This window comes from Zobellia sp. B3R18 (assembly GCF_018860715.1).
In the GTDB taxonomy this organism is placed as follows: Bacteria; Bacteroidota; Bacteroidia; order Flavobacteriales; family Flavobacteriaceae; genus Zobellia; species Zobellia russellii.
On record NZ_JAHKQG010000011.1, the window covers coordinates 661,103 to 673,039 of the forward strand.

The window sequence follows — 11,937 nt, forward strand, 5'->3', positions numbered from 1 at the left end:
TAGATTTTTAAGAGTTGTCCTGGGCTTCCATTTCCATATCCGCTATACGGGCAACGGTCTTTACCAATCTATTATGGTTCTTTACGAACGGATTGGTCTTATCCCATACATAACCCGCCAGCACAGCACAAATCTGCTCCTTAATAACCGGATTTTCCGTACTGTGGAAGAAAATTGTTTGTAGATTTCCGGTATACCACTCCTTTACGTAAGTAGAAAATACATTCACTCCTTCCAACATATAATCCGTATATTCGGTCTGCCAATCTACTTTTTCACCATTTAATTCTTTGGCTATTAACTGAGATGCCAAATGTGCCGACTCCACAGCAAACGTAACCCCAGATGAAAATACAGGATCCAAAAATTCCGCACTATTACCAGTAAGCACAAAACCCTTACCATATAGTTGTTTTACAGACTTTGCAATGTTCTTAATCATTCGCGGTTCAAACGTATAATCAACCCCATCAAACCTATCAAAGTAATATGGCGAAAGCTTCATCATTTGCTGAAGTTTCTCCGTATTCGAGCCTTCAAAAGATTCCATATAATCCGTCTTTCCTACGAACCCAATACTTGTAGAACCGTTGGAAAAAGGAATTACCCAGAGCCAAGTATCGGTATCAATTACATCAAAAGTAATGATGGTTCCTTCTTTGCCTTCGGGTCTTTTAATATCTTCAACATGGGTGAAAATTGAAGAATGCATAGGTATTTCAGATGGTTTCTCCAGATTTAGCAAACGGGGCAACACCCTACCAAAACCACTAGAGTCTACTATAAATTTAGCGTGAACCGTAGATACTTTTCCATCTATACCTTTTATAGTTGTGCTAGACGAACCGTCTTCAGAAAAATCAACTGCGGTCACCTCTTGTTCAAAAGCAATATCCACGCCCCAGGATTGCAACTCGTCCGTTAAGGCCTCATCAAAATCTGCCCGCGGCACTTGCCACGTCCAATCCCATCCATCTCCATGCTTCTTACTAAAATCAAAATTACACACGACCCCTTTATTGTTCATAAAACGGGCGCCGTCCTTAACTTCAAAATTCATGGCTTTAAGACAATCTAACAAGCCAACCGCTTCAAAATGGTCCATACATCTTGGAATTAAACTTTCGCCAATTACAAACCGGGGAAATTTACTCTTCTCAACAACCTTAATTTTAAGCCCTTGTTTATGAAGATAGGCAGCAGCAACGGAACCGGATGGCCCTGCGCCTATAATGAGTACGTCAACATTTTCTTGTTGCATTTATTTGATTTTAAAATGAAAGAATCCAAGGTTTCTATTGGTTTCGGAAACGGTTTCTGTTACCAGAACATTGTATTGTGTGCTAAATTAAGACATTGATTCACTAATTATTATAAATTTGCAATCCAAAATCGCTAATTTTAGGTTGCCAAGTCTTATTTACAGACGTCACTAAAATATTACAAATACCTCATAGAATCAACCATAGATGCCGAAAATAAAAGGAAAGTTAGGAATTGAAGAGTTCTACAGTATCATTTTTAAAGAAGATGTTTTATCTATAGATGACAAGGTAATTAAAACGGTACAAGACAGTTTTGATTTTCTTAAAGAGTTTTCAAAGAACAAGGTTATATATGGTGTTAACACGGGTTTTGGGCCCATGGCACAGTATAAAATTAAGGACTCTGAAACCATTCAATTACAATATAATCTAATACGAAGCCATGCTTCCGGCACCGGCAATCCTATTCCTCCCAAATATGTAAAGGCGGCCATGCTTGCCCGTTTGAATACACTTAGTCTGGGCAACTCAGGGGTTCATCCATCCGTTTTGGAAACAATGACCGACTTAATAAATAAAGATGTTACACCGCTTATTTATGAGCACGGTGGTGTTGGCGCCAGTGGAGACTTGGTTCAATTGGCACATCTAGCCCTTGTTCTTATAGGTGAAGGCGAAGTGTTCTATAAAGGTGAAAGAAGACCTACTCCGGAGGTTTTTGAAGAACTGAACATAACACCAATTAAAGTTGAATTACGCGAAGGTTTAGGTCTAATAAACGGAACATCCGTAATGACCGGTATAGGTATTGTAAATGCTATATACACCCGTAGGCTATTGGAATGGACTATTTGTTGTTCCTCTGCCATAAATGAAATTGTTCAGGCATACGATGATCATTTATCGGAAGACCTTAACCAAACCAAGCGGCATAAAGGCCAACGTGAAATTGCACGGGCCATGCGTAGCCACTTAAAGGATAGCACTCTTACCCGTAAAAGGGAACATCATTTGTATGTTGACAATAATGGCGTTTCCGTTTTTGAGGAAAAAGTGCAAGAATATTACTCTCTACGTTGTGTTCCCCAAATTTTAGGGCCAGTGCTGGACACTTTGGACCATGTAGAAAAAACACTCATAGAAGAGGTTAATTCTGCCAATGACAATCCTATTGTTAATGTAGAAAAGAAACATGTATACCACGGAGGGAATTTTCACGGAGACTACATCTCGTTGGAAATGGACAAGCTTAAACTAGTTGTAACCAAGATGACCATGTTGGCCGAAAGACAACTTAATTACCTCCTGAACTCAAAACTTAACGACATTCTACCTCCTTTTGTAAACCTAGGAACCTTAGGCCTTAATTTTGGGATGCAAGGTGTACAGTTTACGGCAACATCTACGACGGCAGAGAATCAAATGCTTTCAAACCCCATGTACGTACATAGTATACCTAATAACAATGACAATCAAGACATTGTTAGTATGGGTACCAATGCAGCCAATATTACCAAAAAAGTAATAGAAAATGGATTTGAGGTGATAGCTATTGAAATGATTACCGTTGTCCAAGCAATAGAATACCTAGATCTAAAGGACAAAGTTTCCTCAAAAACAAGAATGATGTACGACGCGGTTCGTAAAATAGTTCCCCCGTTTAAAGATGACACTATTATGTACCCTTATGTAAACGAGGTAAAAAACTATATTATTAACCATCAAAACAAAGAAGTAAAATGAAAAAACTAGCATTTTTATTCGTACTTCTCGTCAACGCATTCACGCTTTGTGCACAGGAATATGCTTTGGTCAGAGAAGATGGAAAATTTGGCTTCATAGATAAAACCGGAGCCTATGTTATTCAACCAGAATTTGACAAAGCGGATAGCTTTTCAAACGGATTGGCCGCTGCCATGGAAAACGATTTCTGGGGATTCATAAACACCAAAGGGGAATGGGCCATTAAACCTGAATATGATAGGGTAAAAATGTTCAATTCAGGCTATGCCTTAGTTCTTAAGGATGACCAATGGAGATATATTGACACCAATGGCAAAAAACTTGAAACACCAAGTAGCGAAAAATATTATGACTTTGAAGAAGGAGTTGCCCTTTTCCGTTCAGGAGATAAAATTGGACTTCTAGGAACCAATGGAAAGCTAATTTTGGAACCCACTTACGATGCCATAAAAAAATTCCGAAATGGCCATGCCAAAGTAAGTAAAGGAGAACTATGGGGAATGATTGATACATCAGGAAAAGTTGTTATTCCCGTTGAATACGATGAAATAGGTAACACTTTTAAAGAGGCCGGAGTTTATGGTAAAAAAGATGGGACTTTTGGAATCATACACAACGGTAACTTTAACCCAATAGACAACGCTACCAAGGTTTACAATTTTCATGGCGACTCTAAACTAACCTATGCTTCCCGAGAGAAAAAAGCAGGTTTTGTAAATAGTAAAGGAGAATGGGTACTGGAACCTACATTTGATAAGGCCAGAGCCTTTTCAAACGGTTTGGCCCCTGTTGCAATTGGCAAAAAATGGGGATACATTAACGAAAAGGGAGAAATGGTCATTGAACCACAATTTAGAGATGCAGAGGTATTTTCTAAAAATGGCCTTGCTCCTGTTAAGGACAAGAATTGGGGCTTTATAGACACTACCGGTAAAATTATTATTCCAATGGAATATGGTATTTCCGGAAACTTTGCTTTCCTAAAAGGTGCCGAGGAAAAAGGCTTTGTAAATGGGCTTGCCCGTGTAAAATCAAAAAAAGGTTGGGGCTACTTTAACGAACAAGGCAAATTGTTGGCCGATAAGTGGTTTCAAAATGCAGAACCGTTTGTAACCGTTAAATAAGGTTGTTCCTTTTTTTAATTATTAATTTCACTAGCTTTAAACAAAGACTTAGCGAACGGAAACCATACACCCAAAACCTTAGGGGTTATAAAATCTACAATTCTTAGATGAACGAAAAGAAAGCGGAAAAGAAAAAATACGCATTGGTAACAGGAGGGTCTAGAGGAATAGGACGTGCCGTATGTGTACAACTGGCCAAAGACTTGGACTACCAAATTCTTATAAATTACAATAGCAACAAAGCAGCTGCGGACGAAACACTTAGATTGGTAGAAGAAGCTGGCGGAAAAGGTGAGCTTATGGCCTTTAACGTAACCGATGCGAAAGCTGTAAATGCCGCTTTGGAAGCTTGGCAAGAAGCACATGAAAACGATGTTATAGAGGTAATCGTCAACAATGCCGGTATAACACAAGATGGCATGTTCATGTGGATGAAATATGAAGATTGGTCCAAAGTAATAGATACCAGCCTTCATGGTTTCTTTAATGTTACCAACGCCCTTATCCAAAAGCTTTTGGTCAACAAATACGGACGGATTATTAATATGGTTTCCGTTTCAGGGCTTAAAGGCACACCCGGCCAAACCAATTACTCCGCCGCAAAAGGGGCAGTTATTGGAGCAACAAAAGCACTTGCACAAGAAATTGCCAAAAGAAACGTTACAGTAAATGCTGTTGCACCCGGTTTTATCAGAACGGATATGACCAATGACCTAGACGAAAAGGAATTAAAGAGAATGATTCCGGCAAATAGGTTTGGAGAAGCGGAAGAAGTAGCACATGTGGTATCTTTTTTAGCTTCAAAAAAATCGGGTTATATTACTGGTGAAGTCATTAATATCAACGGCGGTATTTATTCTTAAATTTCAGAAGGGGCAATGAAAAGAGTAGTAATCACAGGTATGGGTATATATTCTTGTATAGGCAAAAACCTAGACGAGGTAAAAACATCCCTATACGAAGGTAAATCAGGTATCGTCAATGATCAAGAACGACTTGATTTCGGTTATCGCTCTGGGCTCACAGGAATGGTTGAAGAACCTAATCTGAAAAAATTACTATCCAGAAGACAAAGACTTAGCCTTGGTGAAGAAGGCCAGTATGCCTACATGGCTACTATTGAAGCCCTAAAAAATGCCAAGATAGAAGACAGTTTTTTTGATGAAAATGAAGTTGGTGTCATCTACGGTAATGACAGTACCGCAAGATCTGTTGTAGAATCTACCGATATATTACGAGAAAAAAAAGACACTACATTAGTAGGGTCCGGTGCTATTTTTAAGGCAATGAACTCTACCGTAACTATGAACCTTTCTACCATATTTAGGCTTAGAGGGGTAAACTTTACTATTAGTGCTGCTTGCGCCAGTGGGTCTCATTCTATTGGTATGGGCTATCACCTTATAAAAAGTGGTCTTCAGGACTGTATTATAACGGGTGGCGCACAAGAAATAAATAAACTGGCCATGGGCAGTTTTGACGGCCTTGGTGTTTTTGCCACTACAGATGGCAATCCGGCAAAAGCCTCAAGACCTTTTGACCAAGCCAGAAACGGTTTGGTACCTAGCGGTGGTGGAGCAACTTTAATTTTAGAGAGCTATGATTCCGCAGTAAAGAGAGGAGCGCCTATTTTGGCGGAAGTTATAGGATATGGGTTCTCATCAAACGGAGGACACATCTCTACACCAAATGTAGACGGACCTTCGCGTGCTATGCGAAATGCACTGCAAGATGCCAATATAGAAGCCTCGGTAATAGATTATGTGAATGCACATGCTACTTCTACCCCGGTAGGCGATGCCAATGAAGCAAAAGCCATTTATGAAGTTTTTGGCCAGCACAACCCACCGGTAAGCTCAACAAAATCTATGACCGGACATGAATGTTGGATGGCTGGTGCAAGCGAGGTTATTTACAGCATGATTATGATGCAAAATTCGTTTGTTGCACCCAACATCAATCTAGAAAATATTGATGAAAATGCAGCAAAATTAAACATAGTTAAGGAAACGTTAAATAAAAAAATTGACGTATTTTTGTCCAATTCATTCGGGTTTGGTGGTACAAACTCCGCTTTGATATTAAAAAAATGCTAGCGAAAGATGGTGATGACCAAAGAAGTTATTATTCAAAAAATAGATGATTTCCTTATCGACGAGTTTGAGGTCGAAGAAGAAGAAATCGCTGCCGATGCTAATCTTAAAGATACTCTAGGTTTAGACAGCTTAGATTTTGTTGATTTAGTAGTGGCCGTAGAAAGCAATTTTGGCGTAAAGCTAGTAGGTGAAGACTTTATAAACGTTACTACCCTACAGAATTTTTACGACCTTATTGAGCGTAAACTTCACTGATACTCCCCTGAGAAAACCCAAATATGGCAACAGAATGGGAAGGAAAATCCAAAGGCACTGTTTTAGGATATAGAATTTATATTTTCTTTATCAAAAAACTAGGGCTAGGTGCTTCATACCTACTCCTTCATTTCGTAGTTTTTTATTACTGTATATTTTCTGTAGCGAGTACTAAGGCTATATTCTACTATTTTCACAAAAGACTTGGGTATTCTACTTTAAAAAGTCTCTATAACGTCTACCGCAACTATTACGTCTTTGGCCAGACAATTATAGATAAGGCGGCCATATCCGCAGGTTTAAGGGACAGGTTTAGCTATGATTTTGACGGAATTGAAAAGATTGAAAGTCTTCTAGAACAGAAAAAAGGAGGTATTCTATTAAGCGCCCATATTGGTAATTTTGAAGTTGCACAACATTTTCTCCAAGATATAAATGCCTTTTCTTCGATCAACTTAGTAACATGGGATCGCGAGCACGAAGAAATCAAGGCATATATGGAAAGTGTTACCTCAAAATCCAACATCAAGCTTATTCTAATAAAAGAAGATATGTCCCATATCTTTGAAATTCATACGGCCCTAACAAATGGAGAACTCGTATGCTTTACGGGAGACCGCTACATTGAGGGCACAAAATTCTTGGAACAGCAATACTTAGGAGCCACGGCAAAATTTCCTATGGGTCCTTATTTATTGGCTTCCAGATTAAAGGTTCCGGTTTTGTTCGTTTACGTGATGAAAGAATCTAAAAAACATTACCACCTATACGCACGAACTGCAGAAGTAAAACGTGGTGATGCCCAAGGTCTACTGGAAAAATATACCGAAAACCTAGAGTGGATTATTAAAAAATATCCACTACAATGGTTTAATTATTTTGATTTTTGGGGAGATAAGACAAATAAATAGGATATTTGGTCTATCCCTAAGGCAGCTATTAATCATTATGTTTCTAACTGCTGTACCGTAACCTTATGAAAATGAAAGAAGTACTTGTTGTATACTACTCCCAAACAGGGCAATTACGTACAATTATAGATTCTGTATTATCTCCTCTAAACCGAGAGTCAACAAACATCACCTACCACCAAATTATTCCTGAGGAACCTTACGAATTCCCATGGAAGAAAGAGCGGTTCTTTGATGTTTTTCCGGAATCCTTCCTTCAAATTCCTACACCCATTAATAAACCTGATGCTTCGGTGCTTTCCAAGAAGTATGATTTGGTAATTTTAGGGCACCAAGTCTGGTACCTATCCCCTTCCATACCCTTAAATTCCTTTTTAAAATCAGAAGCGGCAAGAAACCTTTTGAACAATACCCCGGTCATTACCGTAATTGGGGTACGCAATATGTGGGCCATGTCACAGGAAAAGGTGAAAAAAATGCTCATTGGATTAAATGCCAAACTAGTGGGAAACATTGCCTTGGTGGACAAAAACATCAATCATATTAGCGTAATTACTATTGTGCATTGGATGCTAAAAGGCAAAAAGGACCGCCTTTGGGGCGTTTTTCCAAAACCTGGAGTTTCTGACAACACCATTGCATCCGCAGATAAATTTGGCCATCCGATTAACGAAGCTCTTTTAAAATCCGATTTTTCTTACCTACAAGAAAAATTGAATCGTTTGGATGCTTCCAAAATCAGTAACCTACTGGTTCAGATGGACAAACGTGGAAACATATTGTTTTCCAAATGGGCCAACCTTATTAAAAAGAAGGGAGACCAAGGAGACCCTGCCCGTAAAAAATGGCTACGTTTCTTCAACTATTACCTGATATTTGCCATTTGGATAATCGCACCTATAGTTTTTATTGTATTTTTGCTCACTTATATCCCAATGTATAGGAAAATCAAAAGGGAAAATAAATATTACGCCTCTGTAGACTATAAGGAGTAAGACTGACACATGAAAAACGCTTACATTACCAAAATATCTAAATTTTTGCCCAACTCACCTGTCGAAAACGACCAAATTGAAGAGAAATTAGGGTTTATAGACGGACAAAAGTCTAGGGCAAAGAGCATAATTCTACGTAACAACAAAATCAAGAAAAGGTACTATGCCATTGATGAAGATGGCAATGTAACCCATAATAATGCCCAGCTTACCGCGGCAGCAATAGAAGAACTTTGCGATTCTGATTTCAGCAAGCAAAACATAGAACTTCTTTCCTGCGGAACCTCTACACCAGACCAACTTTTACCGTCTCATGCGGCCATGGTACACGGTGTATTGAAAAACGGCAATATGGAAATAAATTCCGCCTCCGGTGTTTGTTGTTCCGGCATGAACGCCTTAAAATATGGCTATATGGCCATTAAAACAGGGCAGGTAAACAATGCCGTATGTACCGGTTCAGAAAAAGTTTCTACTTGGACCAAAGCAGATTTCTATCAGGAAGAAATTGAGCATTTAAAGGAATTGGAAGAGAACCCAATGATTGCCTTTGATAAAGATTTTTTACGATGGATGCTTTCCGATGGATCAGGAGCCATCTTAGTGGAAAACGAACCCAAAGGAGATACGCCTATAAAAATTGAGTGGATGGAAGGTTTTTCATACGCTTATGAAATGGAGACCTGCATGTACGCCGGTGGCGAGAAGCTTGAGAGCGGCGAACTAAAACCATGGAGTGAATTTGCTCCGGAAGATTGGGCTAAAAAATCTGTTTTTGCCATTAAGCAGGATGTAAAACTGTTGGGTGAAAACATCTTAAAAAAAGGTGTGGATTGCCTAAAAATGGTTTATGAAAAACATGGTATTGGCCCCAATGATGTTGACTATTACCTCCCCCATATTTCTTCGTACTTTTTTAAACAGGGACTTTATGACGAAATGAAGGAACAAGGCGTAGAAATGCCTTGGGATAAATGGTTTTTAAATCTTGAACATGTGGGTAACGTAGGTGCGGCATCCATATACCTTATGCTAGAAGAACTGGTTTCTTCGGGTAAACTAAAAAAGGGTGATAGAATATTGTTGCATGTTCCGGAAAGTGCTCGTTTTTCATACACTTACGCCTATCTAACTGTGTGCTAGCATGAATGTATTGAAAGAAACCATTACCGATAAAGAGTTTCTACAAAACCTTATTCCGCAAAAACCACCTTTTATTATGGTGGGCAAATTGCTTGAATATTCAGAAAAAAAAATTGTTTCCGGGCTTATTGTTCCAGAAGACAATCTGTTTGTTTTTGAAAACCGGTTTATGGCCCCGGGCCTTATTGAAAATATGGCACAGACCGTGGCATTGCACACCGGTTACAAATACTATTTGGCCCAGAAACCCGCTCCGACGGGATATATAGGCGCCATAAAAAAAGCTACCGTTAATGCCTTGCCATTTGTAGGCCAAGAACTGGAAACCACGGTAGAAATCCTTCATGATATTATGGGCATAACCATGGTATCCGCCACTGTAACCTGCGAAGGAATTATACTGGCTACAAGTGAAATGAAAACCGCACTGGCAAACTAATTTGGAAGCACGCGTAAACATAGACATTAAGAATTTCCTGCCCCATAGAGAACCTATGCTTATGGCAAGCGTAACGCCTTTTCTTGACGAAACTTCGGTTGAAACGCATTTTAAAATAGAAGAATCCTGTATTTTTGTCGCCAATGAATACCTATCCGAAACCGGACTTATTGAAAACGCGGCCCAAACCTGCGCCGCCATTGTTGGTCAAAGTTTTTTTGACGATGATGATAAAGACGGAAGTAAAAGTAAGGTCATTGGCTATATAAGCGCTGTAAAAAAAGTACATATTACCGCATTGCCTAAAGTGGGCGAAACCATTGTAACCAAAGGCAATCTCGTTTCCAGATATGATAATGAAGCTTTTAGCAGCTGCACCATAGCTTCTGAAACTTTCAGAAATGAAGAATTAATCGTAGCTTGTACTTTGAACTTTTTGATCCATGAGGTTTAAGAGGGAAAAATAGTGACAATCCCCCAAAATAACGACCAGTGAAAAAAGAAGAAGTACCACAGGACAAAGGCCTTTTAGATTCTGCCCAAACCAAAGAACTCACTTATGCCGTTGATGAAAATGGCGAGTACACTACAGAACTGAGTTCCGGATGGGACCCTAAAACTATTGCTCTTAGTAACGCCATAAAAGATATTGAAGAGCGCGTAGCCGCGGCTAAGAAACGGGTAGAAAACAATGAGACCAGCCCCATTGAATATTATATGGAGCTACACAAAATGGACCTCCCCATTCTATCTAGCTATGTTGGACTTTGGCAATGGCGCGTAAAGCGACATTTTAAACCAAAGGTTTTTCAAAAACTTAACCAAAAAACGCTTCAAAAATATGCTGATATTTTCGAAATCAGTATTGAAGAATTGAAACACATTTCTTAAACATCCGCATGCAAATAGAATTTACCCACAAACAATCGGCACACTGCGAAAACGGTGTGGTAAGTAACCTAATGCGCCACAACGGTTTTGAGGTAAGCGAACCCATGGTCTTTGGCATAGGTTCCGGCCTTTTGTTCTGTTATATTCCCTTTTTAAAAGTAAACCATGCTCCGGTAGTTACCTATAGGGCTATGCCAGGTTTTATTTTTAACCGGTTCGCCAAAAGAGTAGGTATCAAAATAAAACGGGAAAAATTCAGCAATCCGGAAGCGGCAAAATCACGCCTGGATGAAAATCTGTCCAAGAACAACCCCGTAGGCCTACAAGTGGGTGTTTACAACCTTATGTACTTTCCGGATGATTACCGCTTTCACTTTAACGCACATAACCTAGTGGTCTATGGCAAGGAAGAGGGCAACTACTTAATCAGTGACCCTGTTATGGAACAGGTTACCACCCTAACCGAAAAACAGCTTGAAAAAGTACGCTTTGCCAAAGGCGCATTCGCCCCTAAAGGCCATATCTATTACCCAACCTCATTTCCTGAAAAATTAGAGTTGAAAAGTGCGATTATAAAGGGTATTAAACAGACCTGTCGCGAAATGACCGCCCCTTTTCCTATTGTAGGAACAAACGGCATTAAGACCATTTCCAAGCTTATTCGTAAATGGCCCAAGAAAAAAGGTGCTAAAGTGGCTAATCATTATTTAGGCCAGATTGTACGTATGCAAGAAGAAATAGGTACAGGTGGCGGAGGTTTCCGTTATATCTATGCCGCTTTTCTACAGGAGGCAAGCCAAGTTCTAGACAACGAAAAACTAAACGAACTCTCAAAGGAAATGACCAAAATTGGAGATGACTGGCGAGACTTTGCATTGAATGCCTCACGTATCTACAAAAACCGTAGCCCCGAAAATGATGCCTACAATAAGGTGGCCGATGAACTTGAAGCTATTGCCAATAGCGAAGCGGAATTTTTCAAAAAACTTAAAAAGGCCATTTAAAACCCTCTTTTTAACCTTATCGTCTTTAATAAGACAAACCGTGGTTTATCTTGTTAATTTCGATTAGTTTT

13 protein-coding genes are annotated in these 11,937 nt (G+C 39.3%); 12 read left to right on the top strand and 1 reads right to left on the bottom strand.

Annotation, left to right across the window (positions count from 1 at the left end; genetic code table 11):
• Positions 1-7: 7 nt before the first annotated feature.
• Positions 8-1,261: an NAD(P)/FAD-dependent oxidoreductase gene (locus KO513_RS09280; RefSeq protein WP_215913148.1), complete on the bottom strand. Its 1,254-nt coding sequence runs from the start codon at positions 1,259-1,261 to the stop codon at positions 8-10.
• Between the two features lie 208 nt (positions 1,262-1,469).
• On the opposite strand from KO513_RS09280, the gene KO513_RS09285 reads away from it, so the two are divergent.
• The 12 genes from KO513_RS09285 (at position 1,470) to KO513_RS09340 (ending at position 11,866) form a co-directional block, all read left to right on the top strand.
• Entirely contained in the window at positions 1,470-3,008 is a 1,539-nt protein-coding gene (locus tag KO513_RS09285) for an HAL/PAL/TAL family ammonia-lyase (protein ID WP_215435949.1), read from the top strand.
• Entirely contained in the window at positions 3,005-4,132 is a 1,128-nt protein-coding gene (locus KO513_RS09290; protein ID WP_215913149.1) for a WG repeat-containing protein, read from the top strand. Before KO513_RS09285 ends, KO513_RS09290 begins: the two co-directional genes overlap by 4 nt.
• A 107-nt stretch (positions 4,133-4,239) precedes the next feature.
• Entirely contained in the window at positions 4,240-4,995 is a 756-nt protein-coding gene (fabG, locus tag KO513_RS09295) for a 3-oxoacyl-ACP reductase FabG (RefSeq protein ID WP_215435955.1), read from the top strand.
• Positions 4,996-5,010: 15 nt separating this feature from the next.
• Entirely contained in the window at positions 5,011-6,228 is a 1,218-nt protein-coding gene (locus tag KO513_RS09300) for a beta-ketoacyl-[acyl-carrier-protein] synthase family protein (RefSeq protein WP_215913150.1), read from the top strand.
• 12 nt (positions 6,229-6,240) lie between these two features.
• Positions 6,241-6,483, top strand: coding sequence for an acyl carrier protein (locus tag KO513_RS09305; protein ID WP_038237449.1), 243 nt, complete (start codon positions 6,241-6,243; stop codon positions 6,481-6,483).
• Positions 6,484-6,506: 23 nt separating this feature from the next.
• Positions 6,507-7,394, top strand: a complete 888-nt coding sequence (locus tag KO513_RS09310; protein WP_215913151.1) for an LpxL/LpxP family acyltransferase — start codon at positions 6,507-6,509, stop codon at positions 7,392-7,394.
• A 71-nt stretch (positions 7,395-7,465) separates the two neighbouring features.
• Positions 7,466-8,389: a dialkylrecorsinol condensing enzyme DarA gene (locus tag KO513_RS09315; protein ID WP_215913152.1), complete on the top strand. Its 924-nt coding sequence runs from the start codon at positions 7,466-7,468 to the stop codon at positions 8,387-8,389.
• Between the two features lie 9 nt (positions 8,390-8,398).
• Positions 8,399-9,532 carry a beta-ketoacyl-ACP synthase III gene (locus KO513_RS09320; protein ID WP_215913153.1) on the top strand — a complete coding sequence of 378 codons (1,134 nt, stop codon included), beginning with the start codon at positions 8,399-8,401 and terminating at the stop codon, positions 9,530-9,532.
• 1 nt (position 9,533) lies between these two features.
• A complete protein-coding gene (locus KO513_RS09325; protein WP_215435968.1) occupies positions 9,534-9,971 on the top strand; it encodes a hypothetical protein in 438 nt (145 codons plus the stop codon).
• Positions 9,972-10,032: 61 nt separating this feature from the next.
• Complete coding sequence (locus KO513_RS09330; RefSeq protein ID WP_252735735.1) at positions 10,033-10,425, top strand: ABC transporter permease; 393 nt, start codon at positions 10,033-10,035, stop codon at positions 10,423-10,425.
• Positions 10,426-10,463: 38 nt separating this feature from the next.
• Entirely contained in the window at positions 10,464-10,862 is a 399-nt protein-coding gene (locus tag KO513_RS09335; protein WP_215435973.1) for a hypothetical protein, read from the top strand.
• Positions 10,863-10,870: 8 nt separating this feature from the next.
• A complete protein-coding gene (locus KO513_RS09340; RefSeq protein ID WP_215435976.1) occupies positions 10,871-11,866 on the top strand; it encodes a BtrH N-terminal domain-containing protein in 996 nt (331 codons plus the stop codon).
• Positions 11,867-11,937: the final 71 nt, after the last annotated feature.